Annotated in this window: 17 protein-coding genes; 7 read left to right on the top strand and 10 right to left on the bottom strand. The window is 71.8% G+C overall.

The window, feature by feature from the left end; all coding sequences use genetic code 11:
• Positions 1-68: 68 nt before the first annotated feature.
• Positions 69-644 (top strand): TetR/AcrR family transcriptional regulator, encoded by a 576-nt coding sequence (locus tag ACFYYB_RS02665; RefSeq protein ID WP_389432827.1) that lies wholly within the window; start codon positions 69-71, stop codon positions 642-644.
• Positions 645-734: 90 nt separating this feature from the next.
• Positions 735-1523 (top strand): SDR family oxidoreductase, encoded by a 789-nt coding sequence (locus tag ACFYYB_RS02670; RefSeq protein ID WP_389432828.1) that lies wholly within the window; start codon positions 735-737, stop codon positions 1521-1523.
• Positions 1524-1636: 113 nt separating this feature from the next.
• Here ACFYYB_RS02670 and ACFYYB_RS02675 read toward each other — a convergent pair whose 3' ends face one another.
• From ACFYYB_RS02675 to ACFYYB_RS02695, 5 genes are read right to left on the bottom strand one after another with little or no spacing between them, the layout of a single operon-like run.
• Positions 1637-2386 (bottom strand): nucleoside phosphorylase, encoded by a 750-nt coding sequence (locus ACFYYB_RS02675; RefSeq protein ID WP_389432829.1) that lies wholly within the window; start codon positions 2384-2386, stop codon positions 1637-1639.
• The gene (locus tag ACFYYB_RS02680) at positions 2383-3249 is read right to left on the bottom strand and encodes an ABC transporter permease (RefSeq protein WP_389432830.1); all 867 of its coding nucleotides are present in this window, start codon (positions 3247-3249) and stop codon (positions 2383-2385) included. The genes ACFYYB_RS02675 and ACFYYB_RS02680 overlap by 4 nt, the downstream gene beginning before the upstream one ends.
• Entirely contained in the window at positions 3249-4334 is a 1086-nt protein-coding gene (locus tag ACFYYB_RS02685; protein WP_389432831.1) for an ABC transporter permease, read from the bottom strand. The genes ACFYYB_RS02680 and ACFYYB_RS02685 overlap by 1 nt, the downstream gene beginning before the upstream one ends.
• A gap of 1 nt (position 4335) precedes the next feature.
• On the bottom strand, positions 4336-5841 hold the full coding sequence (locus ACFYYB_RS02690) for an ABC transporter ATP-binding protein (RefSeq protein WP_389432832.1): 1506 nt from the start codon (positions 5839-5841) through the stop codon (positions 4336-4338).
• Positions 5822-6874, bottom strand: coding sequence for a BMP family ABC transporter substrate-binding protein (locus ACFYYB_RS02695; RefSeq protein WP_389432833.1), 1053 nt, complete (start codon positions 6872-6874; stop codon positions 5822-5824). Before ACFYYB_RS02695 ends, ACFYYB_RS02690 begins: the two co-directional genes overlap by 20 nt.
• A gap of 485 nt (positions 6875-7359) precedes the next feature.
• Here ACFYYB_RS02695 and mtnA point away from each other — a divergent pair, with 485 nt between their 5' ends.
• Positions 7360-8391, top strand: coding sequence for an S-methyl-5-thioribose-1-phosphate isomerase (mtnA, locus tag ACFYYB_RS02700; RefSeq protein ID WP_389432834.1), 1032 nt, complete (start codon positions 7360-7362; stop codon positions 8389-8391).
• Positions 8392-8458: 67 nt separating this feature from the next.
• Here mtnA and mtnB read toward each other — a convergent pair whose 3' ends face one another.
• The 3 genes from mtnB to ACFYYB_RS02715 are packed head-to-tail and all read right to left on the bottom strand — an operon-like array spanning position 8459 to position 10412.
• Positions 8459-9064, bottom strand: a complete 606-nt coding sequence (gene mtnB / locus ACFYYB_RS02705; RefSeq protein ID WP_389432835.1) for a methylthioribulose 1-phosphate dehydratase — start codon at positions 9062-9064, stop codon at positions 8459-8461.
• Complete coding sequence (gene mtnC / locus ACFYYB_RS02710) at positions 9061-9789, bottom strand: acireductone synthase (protein WP_389433448.1); 729 nt, start codon at positions 9787-9789, stop codon at positions 9061-9063. The genes mtnB and mtnC overlap by 4 nt, the downstream gene beginning before the upstream one ends.
• Positions 9790-9824: 35 nt before the next feature.
• Positions 9825-10412 (bottom strand): acireductone dioxygenase, encoded by a 588-nt coding sequence (locus ACFYYB_RS02715; protein WP_389432836.1) that lies wholly within the window; start codon positions 10410-10412, stop codon positions 9825-9827.
• Between the two features lie 198 nt (positions 10413-10610).
• Here ACFYYB_RS02715 and ACFYYB_RS02720 point away from each other — a divergent pair, with 198 nt between their 5' ends.
• The 4 genes from ACFYYB_RS02720 (at position 10611) to ACFYYB_RS02735 (ending at position 14832) form a co-directional block, all read left to right on the top strand.
• Positions 10611-10709 (top strand): putative leader peptide, encoded by a 99-nt coding sequence (locus ACFYYB_RS02720; protein ID WP_389432837.1) that lies wholly within the window; start codon positions 10611-10613, stop codon positions 10707-10709.
• A 224-nt stretch (positions 10710-10933) separates the two neighbouring features.
• Positions 10934-13291: an arylsulfatase gene (locus ACFYYB_RS02725; protein WP_389432838.1), complete on the top strand. Its 2358-nt coding sequence runs from the start codon at positions 10934-10936 to the stop codon at positions 13289-13291.
• A 148-nt stretch (positions 13292-13439) separates the two neighbouring features.
• Positions 13440-14273: a PIG-L family deacetylase gene (locus tag ACFYYB_RS02730; protein ID WP_389432839.1), complete on the top strand. Its 834-nt coding sequence runs from the start codon at positions 13440-13442 to the stop codon at positions 14271-14273.
• Between the two features lie 73 nt (positions 14274-14346).
• Complete coding sequence (locus ACFYYB_RS02735) at positions 14347-14832, top strand: hypothetical protein (protein ID WP_389432840.1); 486 nt, start codon at positions 14347-14349, stop codon at positions 14830-14832.
• A gap of 65 nt (positions 14833-14897) precedes the next feature.
• Here ACFYYB_RS02735 and ACFYYB_RS02740 read toward each other — a convergent pair whose 3' ends face one another.
• Positions 14898-16361, bottom strand: coding sequence for an oxygenase MpaB family protein (locus ACFYYB_RS02740; protein WP_389432841.1), 1464 nt, complete (start codon positions 16359-16361; stop codon positions 14898-14900).
• Positions 16358-17113: a polyprenyl diphosphate synthase gene (uppS, locus tag ACFYYB_RS02745; protein ID WP_389432842.1), complete on the bottom strand. Its 756-nt coding sequence runs from the start codon at positions 17111-17113 to the stop codon at positions 16358-16360. The genes ACFYYB_RS02740 and uppS overlap by 4 nt, the downstream gene beginning before the upstream one ends.
• Positions 17114-17158 lie beyond the last annotated feature (45 nt).

Consider the following 17158-nt stretch of genomic DNA (forward strand, 5'->3'; position numbering starts at 1 on the left):
TCAGAAGCTGGTGAGTTTACGCGGAGGGTTTTCTTGACCCCTAGGTCAACAATCGATAGCGTGGCGTCATGGGCAGGCCGAAGAACTTCGAACCGGACGCGGTCATCGCACAGGCGATGGAGGCGTTCTGGACCAACGGCTACGCCGGCACCTCCCCCGCCGACCTCGCGGAGGCCACCGGAGTGGCCAAGGGAAGCCTCTACCACGCCTTCGGATCCAAACGCGAGCTGTTCGGGAAGGCCTTGGAGCTCTACGCCCGCGCCGGCTCCGAGATGACCGAGGAGTTCCTCGCCCGGCCGAGCACGACGAAGGAATGCATCCGCGACTACCTGGCCCTCCTCGTGGACACGGACCTGGACGGGCCCGTCAGGCGCGGCTGCCTCGGCGCCAACACCACACTGGAACTCGGCGGACGGGACGAGGCGGCGACCCAGGCGGTCCACCGCATGGGACAGCGCACCATCCAGCTCCTCACCGACCGCATCGAGCAGGGCCGCCGCGACGGGGACGTCGCCGCCGAGGTGGACGCCCGGGCGCAGGCACAGTTCCTCCTGAACACCATCGTGGGGCTGCGCGTCATGGCGAAGACCTTCGACGGGCCGACCCTGCACGGGATCATCGACACCGCCGTGGCGGGTCTCTGACCCGCCATGCCCCCTCGGGGGCATTTTTTGCGCCCTAATTTTTGACCTGTAGTTCAAGAAAACTCGCTCACACCTCGAGAAAGTGGCGTCATGGACCTCGGAATCAACGGAAAGACCGCCCTCGTCACCGGCGCCGGCCGCGGCATCGGCCTCGCCATCACCCAGGCACTGGCCGCGGAAGGCGTGCGCGTGGTGGGTGCGGCACGCACCATCACGCGCGCATTGGAGAAGGCCGCCGCGGCCACCGTGTCCGTCGACCTGAGCACGCGCGACGGAGCGACACGGGTGGCCAAGGAGGCGATCGACGCGGTCGGCGGGATCGACTTCCTGGTCAACAACGTCGGCGCGGGCGATCCGGACGGCCTGTCCCTGGGCGGCTTCCTCGACGTGGACGACGACCAATGGCAGGCCGTCTTCGACCTCAACCTGTTCAGCGCGGTCTGGACGACCCGGGCGGCGCTGCCGAGCATCCTGGAGCGACGCGGGGCGATCGTCAACATCTCCTCCATCAACGCCCGCGTCCCCGCCGGTTCGCCGGTCGGCTACGCCGAGGCCAAGGCGGCGCTGAACCAGCTCGGCAAGCGGCTCAGCGAGGAACTGGCGCCGCGCGGCGTGCGCGTCAACACGGTCTCGCCCGGCTTCGTCTCGAGCTCGCTGTGGACCGACCCGAACGGCTTCGGCGGCAAGGTGGCCGAGGCGTACGGCGTCAGCCACAGCGACCTGCTCGCGAACATCCCGGGGCAGTTCGGCCTCGCGTCGGGACGCATCACCAAGCCCGAGGAGGTGGCCGACCTGGTCGCCTTCCTGCTCTCCGAACGGGCCGCCAACATCCACGGCGCCGACCACGTCATCGACGGCGGCACCCTCAAGGCCGGCTAGGCCGCGAGGCCCGCAGGCCTTGCCCGGTTACCGCCCGGACGGCTGGATGCCGGAGAGCCGGCGGAGGATCGTCGTCTTTCCGGCGCCGGGGGTGCCGGTGAGGACGTACCGCTTCACGGCGAGTCCTCGGCCAGCAGCCGCAGCGCTTCCAGGGCCACCGCACTGCCCCGCGCGACCCCGTCCGCGACCACCTGTCGGTGCGGGTCGTAGCCGCCGGTCGCCTCCTCGTCCACGAGCTCGTCGGCGTTCGCGCCGTCCACCACCAGCACGCCGCCCGCGGTCAGTCCGCGCAGCGAAGCCGTCACCAGCAGCGCGGAGAGCTCCATCTCGATCGCGGCGACACCGGCCTTCCCGTACTCCGCGAACGGGATGAGGCCCGGCTGGAAGGCCGCGCGGGTCCAGACGATGCCCCGGTGGTGGGGTGCGCCCGCCTCGCGTGCCGCCCGCTGCAGGGCCAGTACCGCCTCGGGGGCGGACACCGCGGGGTACTCCGGCGGCAGGATCTGCCCGGTCACCCCGTCGTCGCGCACGGCGGCCTCGGCGATCACGAGGTCGCCGTCGGCGATCCCGGGCCGGATCGCCCCCGCCGTGCCGAACCTGATGATGGTGCGCACGCCCGCTTCGGCCAGCTCCTGGAAGAGCAGGATCGCCCCGGGGGCGCCGACCCCGTGCGAGGCGACCACCACCGGGAGTCCACGCCAACTCCCGCTGAAGACGCGGTACTCGCGGTGATGGGACACCTCCACGGCATCCTCGAGCAGACCCGCGACCGCTCCGGCCCGCGCCGGGTCGCCGACGACGAGCGCGGAGGCCGGCAGGCCGGTGCGCGGGATGCGGGTGAGGGGCGACAGGTCCTGCGTCATACGACAACTCCAGTGCTACGGGCGGCACGGCGGCGACCCGCCGTGGTCAGGAAGAGGGCCGCGAGCGTGACGGCGTACGGCGCGGCGTCCGTGGCCTGCTGCGGAAGGCCGAGGCCCTGCAGGCGGAAGCCGACCGCTTCGGCGGCGGCGAACAGCAGGGCCGCGAGCAGTACGCCGATGGGTGCGCCACGGCCGAGCATCACGGCGACCACGGCGATCCAGCCGCGGCCGGCGGTCATGTTCTCGGAGAACAAAGTGACATTTCCGAGTGCTAGTTGGGCCCCCGCCAGACCGCAGAGCGTACCTGCGGCCAGGACCGCGCCGTAGCGGTACTTCACGGGATTCACTCCCAGTGCCGCCGCGGCTTCGGGCGCTTCGCCGACTCCGCGGAGCCGCAGCCCCAGTACGTGGCGGGCGAGCGTGAAGGCGGTGAGCGCGACGGCGGCCCAGGAGACGTAGGCGAGCGGGGACAGCCCGCCGATCAGCGGGAGCCCGGCCAGCGCGGGGTCGTCGAAGGTGCCCCGCACTCCGAAGACCGTACGCAGCAGGAAGCCGGTGAGTCCGAGGGCGAGGAGGTTCATGGCCACGCCCAGCACCACCGCGTCGCCGCGCAGGGTCACCGCGCCCACGGCCAGGATGAGCGAGTACGCGGCGGCCGAGAGCGCTGCCGCGAGCACTCCGAGCCACGGACTGCCGGTGAACCAGCTCGTGGTGACCGCACTGAAGCAGCCGATCAGCATCATGCCCTCGAGGCCGATGGCGAAGACGCCGGCACGCTCGCAGATCGCCCCGCCGAGGGCGGCGAGCAGGATCGGGGTGAGCGCGCGCAGGACCGAGAGGAGGAGGTCGGATTCGAGGGACATCAGTCTTCCGCGTCTTCCTTGGGTCGGCCGGTCCGCCGGGTCATCCGGGGTCGGGAGGCGAGAAGGACGATGACCAGGGCCTGAAGCACCAGGGTCAGCTCGCGTGGCACCTCGGTGGCCCGCTCCATGCTCAAGCCGCCGACCTGCAGGACCGTGAAGAAGAGCCCCGCGAGCACGGTGCCGAGCGGGGCGGCGCCGGCGAGCAGCGCCGCCGTGAGCCCGGTCCACGTGTAGCCGGGCGCGGTGAGCGCTCCGTCGAGGAAGCGGTGCGGGAAGCTCAGCGACCCGATCGCTCCCACCAGTCCCGCGAGGGCGCCGGAGCCGCCCATCAGGCGCAGCGTCAGCCGTGCCCGGTCCACGCCCGCGTAGGCCGCGAACCTCGGACCCAGCCCGGTCATCCGGACCTCGTACCCGGCGCTGGTGCGCGTATCCACGAAGAAGTGGACGGCTGCCGCGGCGACCACGAGGAGTAGGCCGGCGGTCACCGTGCTCGACCCGAGCGCGGGCAGCGCCACCCCCTCGGGCAGCCGCCGTGTCTGGGGCAGGCTGGAGCCCGGCTCCTTCAGCGGATACCGCGCCAGGTAGGAGGCGAAGGAGACCGCCGGGTAGGACAGCAGCAGGCTGCTCACCAGCAGCGGAACCCCGAGGCGGGTCTCGCACACGGCGGCGAGCACGGCGTACGCGGCTCCGGCCGCCATCCCGGCGAGCAGGGACACGAGGACGGTGAGCGGGGCGGGCAACGGTGCGTAGAGGCCGGTGACCGTGGCGGCCAGGCCGCCGAGCACCAGCTGCCCGTCGCCGCCCAGGTTGATCAGTCCGGCGCGCAGCGGCACGGACAGCGCGACGGCCATGCCCAGGACGCTGGTGCCGGTGGTCAGCGTGGCGCCGAGCCCGTCGGATCCGAGGGAACCGCTCAGCACGGCCCCGTACGCGGTGAGCGGGTCCGCCCCGGTGGCCGCCAGGAGGACCACCCCGACGAGGAGGGTGACGACCACGGAGATGAGGACGGGTGAGCGCAGCACGGACGTGAGGGCGGAGCGGGCGGAGCGGGCGGAGCGGGCCGGGCGGGTGGGGAGGATGCTCATGTCAGGCCACCCCCACCGCTCCGGCCATGGCCAGGCCCAGGGTGCGTTCGTCGGCGTCTTCCCGGGTGTAGGAGGCCGAGATCCGGCCCTCGTACATCACCAGGATCCGGTCCGACAGACCGCGGACCTCGCTGAGTTCCGCCGAGACCAGCAGGACCGCGTGGCCCGCGTCCCGGTAGGCGATCAGCTGGTCGTGGATCTGCTGGATCGCGCCGATGTCCACTCCTCGCGTGGGCTGTTCCACGAGCAACAGCGGTGCTCCATGGGCGAGTTCCCTGGCCACCACGAGCTTCTGGAGGTTGCCGCCGGACAGTGCGCCCGCCGGGGCCGCGGGCGAGGGGGCCTTGATTCCGTAGCGCTCGATCAGGGAACGGGCGTGCGTGCGCAGGGCCGCCGGATGCAGCAGCCCCCTCCTGGTGGCGAGCGACCGCCGGTGGTGGCCCATCGCCAGGTTCTCCGCGAGGGAGGCGGCGGGCGCGGTGCCCACGGCCGCACGGTCCTCCGGTACGTAGGCCAGGCCCGCGGCCCGGCGTGCCGCCGGAGAGGCGTGGGTGATGTCCTGCCCGGCGAGCTCGACACGGCCCGCGGAGACGGGGCGCAGCCCGGCGAGCGCCTCGATCAGCTCGCTCTGGCCATTGCCCGCGACGCCGGCGATGCCGACGATCTCGCCCGCCCGTACCGTCAGGTCCACTCCGCGGACCCCCGACACGGACAGGACGAGGTCACCGGGAGTCCCCGGCGGACGGATGCGGTCCAGCTCCACCCGGCGGCCGGTCATCGCCTCGGCGAGCTCGGCCGCCGTGGTGTCGGCGGTACGCAGCCGGGCGGTGACGCGCCCGTCGCGCAGTACGGTGACGCTGTCGCTGCCTTCCATCACCTCGTGCAGCTTGTGCGTGACGATGATCACCGAATGGCCTTGCGCTGCAAGGGACTTGAGGACGGCGAACAGCCGGTCGGCCTCGTCCGGCGTGAGGACGGCCGTCGGTTCGTCGAGGATCAGGACGCGGGCCCCGCGGTACAGCAGCTTGAGGATCTCCACCCGCTGCCGGACCCCGACGGGCAGGTCGCCGACCCGGGCGTCGGGGTCGACCGGCAGCCCGTGCTCCTCGGCGAGTTCGCGGACGCTCCGGCGCGCGGCGGCGTGGTCGAGGAGGCCGAAGCGGCGGGGCTCGGCCCGGAAGACCACGTTCTCGGCGACCGTCAGCGAGTCGAAGAGCCGGAAGCTCTGGTGGACCATGCCGAGCCCGGCGGCGATCGCGTCGGCCGGGTCGGAGAACTCCACCTCGCGCCCGTTGACGCGGATCGTGCCCGCGTCCCGTCGCTCCATCCCGTAGAGGATCGACATCAGGGTGGACTTTCCGGCGCCGTTCTCCCCCATCAGCGCGTGGATCTCGCCGCGCCGCACCCGGAGGTCGACGGCGTCGTTCGCGAGCGTTCCGGTGAACCGCTTGGTGATTCCCGTGAGTTCGACGACCGTGTCGGCAGGGCTACTTGGCGGCGGGGTCATCGACCTTCAGCTCTCCGGAGACGATCTGGTCACGCAGCCGCTTCACCTGGTCCAGGACCGGGACGTTCCGGGCGATGACGCACTGGGACTCGGCGACGCCCGGCTCCAGGCCGGTCAGGCTGATGCCGCCCTCCTTGAGTCCGTACGAGACGATCCGGCCGTCCTTGCCGCCCAGCACCTGCTCGATGCCCTTCTCCACGGCGACATCGGTCTTCTTGATCACGTTGTCGACGACGGTGCCGGGCGCCGCGAGGCACTGGTTGACGTCCACCCCGTACGCGAAGGCGCCCTTGGCCTTCGCCGCTTCGAAGACGCCGTAGTTGCCCGCGGCGGCGGCCGCCATCAGCTGGTCGGTCCCGGCCGCGATCAGCGAACTCGCCTGTTCCTTGGCGCGGGCCGAGTCGTTGAAGGGGGACTGGCCGCCCACGAAGCGGGTGGTCGCCTCGGCGGCGGGCGCGGTCTTCTTCGCCCCCGCGGCGAACGGGTCGCTGTACCGCCGGAACTGGGGCGTGTCGAGCACGTCCACCGCCCCGACCTTGCCGCTCTTGCTGAGCAGTCCGGCCTCGGCTCCCGCGAGGTACACCCCTTCGTGCTCCCGGAAGACGGCGCAGTCGACGTTCGGGTACGTCTGCTGGGTGCAGGCGTCGACCACCAGGAACCGCTGCCGCGGATGGGCTTCGGCCTGCTGCGCGACCAGGTCGGCGAATTCGAAGCCGACCAGGACGATCACCTGCGGCTTCGCGTCCACCGCGGCCTGGACGTTCTGCTGACGGGAGGCCACGTCGGTGGATTCGTACACCTTGGAGCTGCCCGAACGCGCCTTGGCCGCGGCCTTCAGGCCGTCCACGGAGAGCTTGAGGAACTCGTTCTGGCCCACCGCGTCCGGGGTGACGAGCGTGAACGCCGGGCCGCCGGCGCTCTTCCCGGGTTCCTCCTTCTTCGCCGCGGCGGCGTTGCAGCCGGTGGCGAGCAGGGCCCCTCCCGCCACGATGGCAGCGAGTCGAAGGGCGCGGGTACGGGATCTCCGGGACATGGAGGTGACCTTCCAGGACGGTACGGGGGTACGGGGGTACGGGCGTGCAAAGGCGCGAGGGCACGGCGCACGGGGATACGCGGACACGGGGGTACGAGGTACGGGGATGCGAGTGCCTCGGCACGGGGTGCGCGAGGCGGGCCGCGGTCGCTCGGATGTGAACGGCGCACGACATCGATGAACTCGATGTGAAATCAGACGAGTCGGGAAAGGGCTCGTCGGGGGTCAGGCGTCAGGCGAAGGAGCGCTCAGCCGCGACACGCGTCGCTGGCGCACCGGCCGTAGTCGAGGTAGCGGCGCAGCGTCAACAGCATGTGCGCTCTCCCCTCGGACTACCACTGTGTGCAACAGATCGTTGAAGCCAGGAGACTAACACCGGTTCGCGTGCGACCGGTCCGCTGTCTCGAACTCTGGTTCCCACGGCTCCTGTACGGTGACGCGCACCCCTCCCCCCTTCCTCCCCGAAGCCTTTGGAGTGCACTGCCATGACCAGGGAACTGCGTGCCGTCGAGTGGGCCGGAGACGCTCTCGCGCTGATCGACCAGACCGCTCTGCCGCATCGCAAGGAGGTGCTCCGCGTCGCCGACGTGGACGCGCTGGTGGACGCGATCCGGCGGCTCGTGGTGCGCGGAGCCCCGGCGATCGGCGCGGCCGGGGCCTACGGCGTGGCCATCGCGCTGCTGCAGGGCGAGCGCGAGCGCTGGGACCGTACGCGGATACGCGCCGAGGTCGCCCGGATCCGGGCGGCCCGGCCGACCGCCGTCAACCTGGCCGTGTCGGTGGACCGGGTGCTGGCGAGGCTGGACGAGGGCGTGACGGCGGTCTTGGCCGAGGCCGTCGCCGTGCAGCGCGAGGACGTGGAGGCCAATCACGCCTTGGGCTCGTACGGGGCGGACTGGCTGCTGAAGCGGCTCGACACGGACCGCCCGCTGCGCGTTCTGACGCATTGCAACACCGGTGCGCTCGCCACGGCCGGCTGGGGCACCGCGCTCGGCGTGATCCGTGAACTGCACGCCCGGGGACAGCTGGAGACGGTGTACGCCGATGAAACGCGGCCGCTCCTGCAGGGATCGCGGCTGACCGCCTGGGAGCTGGCCGAGGAGGGCATCGCCCACTACGTCCAGGCCGACGGCGCGGCGGCCGGGACCATCCTGCGGGGAGAGGTGGACGCCGCGGTGGTGGGCGCCGACCGGATCGCCGCGAACGGCGACACGGCGAACAAGGTGGGCACGGTCGGCATCGCCCTGGCGTGCGCTCACGCGGGCATCCCCTTCATCGTGGCCGCGCCCACCACGACGGTCGACCTGGCGACCGCGAGCGGCGAGGACATCGCCATCGAACTGCGCGGCGAGGAGGAGGTGTTGGAGTGGGGAGGCATCCGCACCGCGCCGGTCGGCTCCCGCGGCCACAATCCGGCCTTCGACGTCACTCCGGGCAGCCTGGTGACGGCGCTGGTCACCGAACGCGGCGTACTGGAGGTGGCCTCGGGCGAACTCCCCCGGGATCACCTGGCCTGAGACGGCACGACGCCAAGGGCGCTCCCGCACGGGGAGCGCCCTTGGGCGCGGCGGACGGCGCGAGGTGTCAGCCCGTCGCCAACTCCAGTTCCAGGAGCCATTCCACGATCTCGGTGTGGTGGCGCGCCTGACGGGGCGAGTCGCCCCACGCGTACAGCCCGTGCCCTGCCACGACCACCGCCGGCATCCGCGGGTCGCGGGCGGCCTCCAGGCGGTCTCCGAGCTCGCGCATGTCCTGGCTGTTGGCGATCACGGGCAGGGTGACCTCCTCCCCCTCCGCCGGACGGCCGAGCCCCTTGAGCATCTCCAGGTCCTTCAGGACGATGCCCCCGGGCTGCCTGCGCCCCATGAGCACGGAGGCGACCGTGTGCACGTGGACGACGGCGTTCGCACCCGTCAGGAGCGCCACGCGCGCGTGCAGCTCCGCTTCGGCGGAAGGCCTGCCGTCACTCACCGCCGCACCCCGGTCGTCCACCACCACCACGTCTCCGGCGGCGAGTTCACCCTTGTCGTGGCCGCTCGCCGTGACCGCCAGCCGGAACGGCTCGCGGGAGAGGAGCACCGAGAGGTTGCCGGAGGTGCCGCGCATCCAGCCGAAGGAGGCGAATCGGGCCGCCTCCGCCGCCAGTACCGCTCCCGCCCGCTCCAGGTCGGTCACCGTCGTCACGCTCATGCTCCGCTCCCCACTCCACCGATGTCCTCGAAGGTCCGGGCCTGCGCATGGCCTCGTACGCCCTGCTCGTAGTACGGCTCCCCCGGCCGCCGCACACCCACCGCACGCCATCCCGCCGCCCGGGCGGCGTCCAGTTCACCCACCCGGTCGGAGAGGAACAGCAGCCGGTCCGGGGAGCGTCCGGTGTCCGCGGCGATCGTGCGGTAGGACGCGGCCTCCTGCTTGGGACCCGCGTTCTCCGTGTCGTACCAGCCGCTGACGAGGGCACGCAGATCTCCCTCCGCGCTGTGCCCGAACCACGCCCGCTGTGCGGCGACGGATCCGGACGAGTACACGTACAAAGCCGCGCCCGCCGCGTGCCAGCGCCGCAGCGCGGGCACCACGTCCGCGTAGAAGTGCGAGACGAGCTCACCGCGCGCGAACCCCTCGGCCCACAGCACGCCCTGAAGGGTTTTCAGCGACGTCGCCTTCCGGTCCTGGTCCAGCCAGGTGTTCAGCACCTGCACGATCCGCTCCGGGCCCGCGTCCGGCTCGCCCAGCTCCGTCCGTACCTGGGCGAGGGCGCGGGCCACGTCCGGTTCCCCGGACCGCTCGGCGACCAGGGCCGCGAACCGCTCGCGGGCGTAGGGGTAGAGCACGTCGACGACGAAGCCGGTGGCGCTCGTCGTCCCCTCGATGTCGAGGACGACGGCGTCGACTGCGTCGGTGACCTCGTCGGCGTCGATGACGTCATCGGCCCCGATGACGTCGTCGGCCCGGCTCACGCGGCGTCCTGCCCCGTGATCGTGTCGAAATCGGGGAAGCGGTGCGCGATTCCGCTGCCGGTGAAGGTGCCGATCCAGCCGTCCTCCTCGTGGAAGAAGCGGATCGCGGTGAAGGCCGGCCGGGTGCCCATGTCGAACCAGTGCGTGGTCCCCTTCGGCACACCGAGGAGGTCCCCCCGCTCACACAGCACCGCGTGGACCTCGCCCGCCACGTGCAGGTAGAAGATGCCGGAACCCGCGACGAAGAAGCGCACCTCGTCGTCGTCATCGTGCGTGTGCTCCTCGAGGAACTTCCCGCGTGCGGCCCTCGCCTTCTCGGCGAAGCCGGGGTCGTCGTCATCGGGGTGCAGGGCGACCACGTCGACGGTGGCGAACCCCTCCTCCTCGGTCAGCCGGGCTATCTCCGCCCGGTAGGCCGCGAAGACGGCGTCGCCGTCGGCGTCGGCCGCGAGGTCCTCGCGTACCGGCCACTGTTCGTAGCGGACTCCGAGCGGCGCCAGTGCGGCGGCGATCTCGGCGGGCTCGGCGGTACGGCGTACGACGGTCTCGGGGCCGCTCTCCGGCCAGGTCGTCAGCAGCGTCACGGAATGCTCCAGGGTGGAAGGGGCGGGGTGACGGGGGTGCGGGCCCCTGGCCCCGGGCCCGATTCTCGCCTCCCGGTGTTGCCACAACATGGCGGCCGCATGGCGGGGTGCGGCGGATGCCCGACCCCGCTGAACAGCACCGATCCACTACGCACAGGGGTGGTTGACCATGCATCGGGTGTCTGGCAATCTGCGCGCATGACCCCGACCGCACGGCTCGTTTCCCGCAGGCACGTCGACCTTTGTCGACAGGCCGGCGGGATCTGTGCCGTGCCGTCGCCGGGCTGTCCCCGCTGATCTCCCCGTCAGCCTGACCCCGGCCCACCCGCTCCGCCCCGGCCCACCCGGCTGCCCGCGCGTCCGTCCTTCCGTCCGGCGGGGCCTCCGGGTGTGACGACGCCCTTGCCGGGCCCCGTGGCGCCCGCGCGCACCCCGACAGCCGGCGCCGACGCATCGGCATCGCCCGCCCGCCGGCATCGCCCGCGCACCGGCATCGCCCCTCCTCCGAAGGAGCTCCGCACGTGAGCAGCCCGAGCGCCCCCGGCGCCCCCGACACCCCCGTCACCCCCAACCGCCGCGATCCTTACGCCGGTTTCGCCGGACGGGTCGGCCGCACTTTCGCCGAGTCCGTGCCTTCCTGGAAGCCGCCCCGCCGGCCCGGCGGCCGTGCCCCGAACGTCGTCGTGGTCCTCGTCGACGACATGGGCTACAGCGACATCGGCCCCTTCGGCTCGGAGGTCCCCACCCCCGTGCTCGACGAACTGGCCGAGGGCGGCGTCCGATTGGCGAACTACCACACCATGCCCCTGTGTTCACCCGCACGCGCGGCGCTGCTCACGGGCCTCAACCCGCACCGCGTCGGATACTCGACGGTCGCCAACTTCGACCCGGGGTTCCCCGGCTACGGCATGGAGGTCGGTGAGGACGTCCCGACCCTGGCCGAAGTCCTGCACGACGCGGGCTACGCCACGTACGCCGTCGGGAAGTGGCACCTGACCCGCGACTCGGCGTCCAACGCCGCGGACGACCGGCGCAACTGGCCGCTGCAGAAGGGCTTCGACCGGTACTACGGCGTGCTGGAGGGCCTGACCAGCCTCTTCCACCCACACCAGCTGGTCCGCGACAACAGCCCGCTGGACATCGACGAACTGCCCGACGACTACTACTACACCGACGACATCACCGATCAGGCCATCTCGATGGTGAAATCGCTCCGCGCGCACGACCCCGACAAGCCGTTCTTCCTCTACGTGGCGCACAACGCCGTCCACGGCCCCCTCCAGGCCAAGCCCGGCGACATCGCACGCAAGCGCGGGCTCTACGACGACGGCTGGGACGAGCTGCGCGAGACCCGGTTCGCCCGGCAGATCGCCGAGGGCCTCTTCCCCGAGGGCACCACCCTGCCGGACCGCAACTCCGAGGCGGGCTTCGACGTAGGCCCATGGGACGCGCTGACCGACGCGCAACAGCGCCGCTACGCCCGCTACATGGAGGTGTACGCGGCGATGGTCGACAACATCGACCAGAACCTCGGACGGCTCACCGACACCCTGCGCGCACTCGGCGAACTCGACCACACCATCATCGTCTTCACCTCCGACAACGGCGGCACCGGCGAAGGCGGCGCCGAGGGCACGCGCAGCTACTTCAGCCGCTTCGTCCACGGCCCCGTGCCGGACGACTGGAACGCGGACGTGGACCGGGACACCGACCTCATCGGCGGTCCGCAGAGCCTGGTGCACTACCCGCGCGGCTGGGGCATGGCCTCCAACACTCCCTTCCGGCTCTACAAGGGGCAGACCCACGCGGGCGGAGTGCGCGTGCCGTTCGTCCTCTCCTGGCCCGAGGGCCTGCGCCGCGCCGAAGACGACGACGGGGTCCGGCAGCAGTACCAGTACGTCACCGACATCACCCCCACCCTGCTCGACCTGGCGGGCGTACGACGGCCGGAGTCGTGGCGTTCGCGGCCGGTCCAGGAACTCGACGGTGTCAGCTTCGCCGCCGTCCTCGGCGACGGGCGGACGCCCAGCGCCCACACCGAGCAGTACTGCGAGATGTCCGGCAACCGCAGCTACTACCGGGACGGCTGGAAGCTGGTCACCCTCCACCGTCCCGGCGCACCGTACGACGACGGCGAATGGGCGCTGTACGACCTGCGCACCGACCCGACCGAGACCGCGGACGTCTCCCGGGACCACCCGGACGTGGTGAAGGAGCTCGCGGCGGCGTGGGAGGCCGCCGCCTGGCGCAACGGCGTGTTCCCGCTCGCCGACGGTAGCGGCGCGCTCGCCCGGCGCAACCCCGCCGAGGAGCGGTTCCACCGCCCCGTCACCCTGCTGGCCGGCACGCCCGAGCTGGAGCGCTACCGCTCGTCCCGGCTCATCGCCTTCCGCTCCTTCGACGTCACCGTCGCCCTCGACGATCACTCCGCATCCGACCAGGGCGTGCTCGTGTCCCACGGGGACCAGGGCGGCGGCTACAGCCTGTACGTGGAGGGCGGCCGGCTGCGGTTCGCGTACAACGAGTACGGACAGCTGCACGAGACCGACGCCGGCCCGCTGCCCGCGGGCCGGCGGACGCTCACGCTCTCGGCGGAGGCGGTGGAGGGTCTGCGCTGGACGTTCCGCATCCTGATCGACGGCGTGGAGACGGGCCGGTCGAACAGCGTGCACCAGCTCATCGGCATGGCTCCGCTGCAGGGCATCAGCGTCGGAGTGGACCGCAAGTCCCCCGTCTCCTGGCCGGTCTACGAGCGCCACCGCAGCTTCCGCTACACGGGCCGCCTGCGCTCGGTGACCTACGCTCCCGGCGTCCAGGCGCCCTACGACCCGGCGCTCGTGGCCCGTGCCCTGCGAGAGGCGGCCGCCGCGTTCGAGTAGCGCCGGCCCTCGAGGCAGCGCCTCCGACGGCCGTGGTGACGGTGATCCGGGAACAATCGACCCCGCCGGGACGGTTGCACCGACAGAGGGGCCGACACCGTCGCGCACGCTCAGGCCACACCGTATTCCCGCAGGAGGACTGCTTTCCATGACTGACCGGCCCTTGACGCTCATGGCTGTACACGCCCACCCCGACGACGAGGCCACCAGTACCGGAGGGGTCCTCGCGCAGTACGCGGCGGAAGGCATCCGCACGGTTCTCGTGACCTGTACCGACGGCCGTTGTGGTGACGGACCGGGGGGTTCCAAGCCGGGCACCCCCGGGCACGACCCCGCGGCCGTGGCCTCGATGCGCCGCAAGGAGCTCCAGGAGAGCTGTGGCGTGCTGAAGATCAGTGATCTGGAAACCCTGGACTACGCCGACTCCGGGATGATGGGCTGGCCGAGCAACGAGGCCCCCGGAGCCTTCTGGCAGACCCCCGTCGAGGAGGGCGCCACCCGGCTCGCGGAGCTCATGCGGCACTACCGGCCCGACGTGGTCGTCACCTACGACGAGAACGGCTTCTACGGCCACCCCGACCACATTCAGGCCCACCGCATCACGATGGCGGCACTGGAGATGACCGACCTGACACCGAAGGTGTACTGGACGACGATGCCCAAGTCGGCGATCCGGCGCTTCGGGGAGATCATGCGCGAGTTCGCGGAGGACATGCCGGAGCCGGATCCCGCCGAGACCGCCGCGCTGGCCGAGATCGGCCTCCCGGACGACGAGATCACCACCTGGGTGGACACCACCCCGTTCAGCGGCCAGAAGTTCGACTCGCTGGCGGCGCACGCCAGCCAGGGCGAGAACATCTTCTTCCTCAAGATGGGCAAGGAGAAGTTCGGTGAGCTGATGGGCGTGGAGACCTTCGTGCGCGTCAAGGACGCCACCGGCGCCGCCGTACCCGAGACCGACCTCTTCGCCGGACTGCGCTGATCCACGGGTCGCCGGTAGGAATGCGGTGACCGCCTCCCTCCACACCCGCGCCGGAGGGAGGCACCATCACCGTATGGACCCGTCATCGGAGTTGTCGACCTCGTGGCAGGTGGCCACCGCCATCGCCGCCGCCCTGATCGGCGCACACGACCGGATTCCCGGACGGCGGGACGAGCGCCTGAGGAGGTTCGGGGTCTGGAAGATCAACCCGGCGACCGGTGAAGCGGGAGTGCTCGCGCTGCTCGGCATGGCCTTGCACCTCACCGCCGTGGACGCGGGGGCCGCCGGCCCACGGGAGGCCCGCCGCGCCATCGAGTCCACGACCCTCACCGCCGCCGCCTCGCTGCTGCAGACCCGTCCCTCCCACGACCTCCTGGCCGGGGTTCCGGCCACCACCGGTACCCCGGGCGCTCCGCTGATCAGGCTCCTGATCCACTCCGCCGAGAGCCCCGCCGAGCTCGCCCTCGCCCGCCTCTCGCTCGCCACCCGGCGCCTGCTCCTGACCCTCGCCGACGGCCGGCCGCCCCGGGCGCTGACCATCCGCGAGGTGCTCGCGTAGCCGCGAGGCGGCGGGCATGCGGGCCTCCCCCGCCCCGGACCGGTCGTGTGCCCGGCGCGTGTTCGTCAGGCGTCGGCGAGGATCGGGTCGTACGGCGTACCCGTGCGGCGGCCGGCCATGAAGGAGAGGAAGTCGCCGACGAAAGCGCTTTTGCCGTACACGCCGTCAGCGGTGGTGAGGTCGCGGTGGAAGGCGGTGCGGAAGAGGGTTCGGTACTCATCGGCGTCGATGCTCCCGCTGGCGTCCTTGTCGGTGGCGTCGAAGAGGACCTCGGCGACGCGGATGAGCGCGGGTCCCGCGAGTGAGGGGACGCCCGTGGCGTACTCCTCGGCGCTGACGCGGCCGTCGCCGTCCGTGTCGAGGGCGGCCTGGAGTTCGCGCCACCAGGCGGCGAAGGCATCGTAGAGCCGGGTCTCCTCGGGTTCGTCCAGATCGAGCCGGGTGGAGAGTTCGCGTGCCATGGCGGCGAGGTCGGGCCAGTCGAGGTGGCCGTCGCCCGTCTGGTCCAGCACCCGGCGGAAGAACTCCTCCGCCGGGCGTCGGCTCTCCTCCGTTCCCCTCGACGGTGCCGGTTCGAAGTCGGCTTCGCCGGTGAGCGGGGTGAGGAGGCGGAGCAGGGCCGATGCCCGCTTCATGCGGGCCCGCAGGGCGGCTACGGTGCGGGCGCGCGGGTCGTCGCTGTCGGGCGAGAGCGAGAGGGCTTCGATGATGCTCTCGGCGTTGATCCAGCTCGCGGGCAGGAAGCGGGTGAGCCCGGCGGTGAGGTAGGCGCCCTGCATGAGGGTCGCGGCCCCCGGCATCTCGGGCAGGCCGGCCCGGCGCCGGTAGGACTCGGGGAGCGAGGCGACGGTGATCGCGCCCAGCAGCGGACCGACCACGGCCCGGCCGGCCGCCCACAGCGTCGGCGCGCCGTCGAGCAGCGCGGGAGCGGGAAGGTGGTCGAAGAGCCGGTAGAGGATGACGCGGACCGCCTCGGTGTTCTCCAGCTCGTTCTCGACGACGCGGTCGAAGTACCGCCAGAAGTCGTTCAGGTCCTCGGGGAGTTCCGCGGCGTCGCCGTCGAGGGCGGCGAGGTACGCACGGTACTCGGCGTACATCCGCTCCATCGTGTCCTGGTCGAGCGGCTGGCCGCTCAGCCGGCACATGGTGACGGCGCTCTCGAAGAGGGTGGCGACCACCCAGGCACGGGTCGCGCGGTCCATCGCGTCGTAGGCACGGCCACGCGAGTCGGATTCGCTCATGCGGGCGTGCAGCCGGTTGAGCCGGGCGGCTTCCCGTTCGCGTTCCGCCGGGTCGGGGGCGAACATGCGCCGCATGCTGAGGAAGGTGTTGCGCAGTCGGCGCCATGGGTGGGTGACGAAGGTGGAGTTGTCGGCGAGGGCGGCACCGACCTGCGGGTGAGCGGCCTCCAGGACGGTGGCGCGGATGATGGCTAAGGCCCAGCGCGGGTCGTCGAAGAAGCCGCTGAGATGCGAATCCGGCCCGAACAGGGTTGCCTCGTCGGCCGTTCCCGTGGTGTCGGTGGTCATGATGGGGCTCCGTTCGTTCGGGCGGGCACGCCGCCGAAGCGGCGGTCGCGGCGCCGGTAGGTGTGCAGGCAGGCCAGGAAGTCGGGGGCCCGGAAGTCCGGCCAGAGCGCCTCGGGGAAGACCCACTCGGCGTAGGCGACCTGCCAGAGCATGAAGTTGGAGATGCGCTGCTCACCGGAGGTGCGGATGACCAGATCCACGTCAGGGGTGTCGGGGAAGGGCAAGTGGTCCGCGAAGAGCCGCTCGGTCACCTCCTCGGCGGGCGTCCCGCTGAGGATCAGCGACCTCGCGGCCTCGACGATGTCCCGGCGCCCCCCGTGGTCGAAGGCGACGGTCAGCGTCATCCCCCGGTTCTCGGCGGTCAGTACCGCCACGTCCTCGAAGTCCTGGGCCAGTTCACGGGGGATCCGCGGGTCGCCGACCCCGAGGAAGCGGCAGCGGATACCGCGAGCGAGCAGCAGCGGCGCGTGCTTGCGCACGACTCGCCGCACCAGACGCATCAGGAATTCGACCTCGGTGCCGGGACGGTTCCAGTTCTCGGTGGAGAACGCGTACAGGCTGAGCCACTCCACGCCCGCGGCCCGGGCCGCCTCGATGACGTCGATGACCGCGGCCTCCGCCGCCCGGTGACCCGCTGTACGAGGAAGCGAACGCCGCTGCGCCCAGCGCCCGTTGCCGTCCATCACACAAGCCACGTGCCGCGGCCCCGCCCTATCCGACGCGGCACGACCAGCCGTTCCCCGCTCTTTCACGCCCACTCCGCCTTGCCCAAGTCCCCACCAGCGCGTTCCCTCCCC

Origin of the sequence: Streptomyces sp. NPDC002886 (assembly GCF_042888445.1) — a bacterium.
Lineage (GTDB): Bacteria > Actinomycetota > Actinomycetes > Streptomycetales > Streptomycetaceae > Streptomyces.